Origin of the sequence: Ruminococcus sp. CAG:57, from assembly GCF_000435935.1 — a bacterium.
GTDB lineage: Bacteria > Bacillota > Clostridia > Oscillospirales > Ruminococcaceae > Hominimerdicola > Hominimerdicola aceti.
Map to the genome: position 1 here is coordinate 1 of NZ_FR890752.1, position 1,782 is coordinate 1,782.

Sequence of the window (1,782 nt, forward strand, 5' to 3'; positions counted from 1 at the left end):
GATGGGTTTGTGTTTGAAGCGTTTGAAGCTGCCTTTGAGCTGCTGTCTGACTTGCTGTCAGTTGCCTTGCTGTCAGAAGATGAGCTGTCGGAAGATGAGCTGTCGGAAGCAGAACTGCTCGTATCTGACGAAGCATCAGAACTGCTTACGCTGTCAGGCTGTGAAGAAGCAGGTGCTTTCTTTACAAGGTTTGCCACAGCGTCATTTATGGCCTTTACCATAGCGTCCACGTCAGCCTGCTCTGTGATGTTCTTTGTTCTGTCAATAGCGGCAAGAGCCTTTTCGACTTCTGAGAAGTCCTCATAATCGTCTTTGTTGAGAGCCTTTGCGGCTTTCTCTGCCTTGTCAAGCTCTGTATAGTCTGCTGACTTGTAAACAAGTGCCTCAACAGCATCGTTTATGTCTTTCGCCATTTTGTCAACATCTGACTGCTGTGTAAGGTTTTTAGTTCTGTCGATAGCTTCAAGTGCCTTTTCTACGGCTGTAAAGTCCACATAGTTGTCCTTATTAAGAGCCTTTGCAGCTTCTTCTGCTTTGTCTACTTTTGTGTAGTCAGCGTCAGCTATCTCAAAAACGCCTGAGCTGTCCTTATGTGCCATAAACGGATCATCGCACTCATCAACATGGAAGGTTCCGCCTGTTATCTCGCACTTTTCACAATCATAGAGGAAAATACCTTTTTTGCCTTTAAGCGTTATATCGCCCGCTGAAATAATGCCATTCTTAACATTACCAGAACCCAGATATACGTCAGCGAGGCCACCCTCAAGATCAAGCTTGCCGCCCTCTATTCTAAGACCTGTCTTTGGCTCAGGAGCGCCTATGCCAACAACAAACAGACCTATTCTTCCGGCCTTAACATTGACCTCTCCACCGTATATCTCGATAGAACCGTTAGCATACAGACCATCGTTCCAACCATCTTCAGGGTCTGCCATAGTTGTATCAATATTCACAGCCGCTTCCATTACTTTTATGGTATACAAAGCAATGGCTGCACCGCCCTGAATATCAACTGTACCTGACTCAAAGGTGATATTTGGCTGATCCATTGAAGGACTATTGTCTTTTTCAACAAGGCTAAGCTTACTTTCTTTAGCTTCGCCTTTTAAAGTCAAACCAGTATCTTTTGAGCCTCTATCCGTCCTGCTAATAATAGTTGCTGATGATTCAAGCTTGTTTTCACCCTTGAAAAGTATCGTTGTAGACTTTAAGCCGTCAACTTTTATACTCGACTTATTTCCTGTAGAAAAATCTACATTGTCAAGAGTAAGCGTCAGAGTATCAGCGTCCCAGCTCCAGCCCTCGTCTTCATTTTTCTGATCGTTCTGAAATCCTGCCACTGTAAGGTCAAGAGTTGTAGTTCTCTGCTGATTTGCCGCAAAAACATTTATTGCAGGCAAAGATGCCATACATATGACCGTTGCTAGCATTGTGCTAAAAATTCTTGTCTTTTTCATATTTTATCCTCCCGAAATATAAGACTTCATATCATATTTGCATTGCGATATAAAACCGCCCTGCTTATAATTATGATAGCAGAGCGGTAATAATTTTTCAACTATTTTGACACAAGCGGTCAAAAATCAGCACAAGCGGTATTCATTTAAACAAATAATGTATGAAAGTCCCACTTACTTCCTTTATATATCTATTTAATGGATATATTACTTTTTCTTCTTAGCCATGACCACAGCCGCACCGCTCAGAAGTGCAAGAGCGAATGCTCCGTCTGCAACGCCAGTCGATGGGTTTGTGTTTGAAGCGTTTGAAGCTGCCTTT

Annotated in this window: 2 protein-coding genes; both read right to left on the bottom strand. The window is 42.8% G+C overall.

Translation table 11 applies throughout. The annotated features are described in order from the left end of the window. On the bottom strand, nucleotides 1-1,460 hold a 1,460-nt coding region (locus QVO88_RS08040; protein WP_369678567.1), incomplete at its 3' end, for a hypothetical protein. Nucleotides 1,461-1,667: 207 nt separating this feature from the next. Beyond that, on the bottom strand, nucleotides 1,668-1,782 hold a 115-nt coding region (locus tag QVO88_RS12355), incomplete at its 5' end, for an NPXTG-anchored protein (protein WP_369678568.1).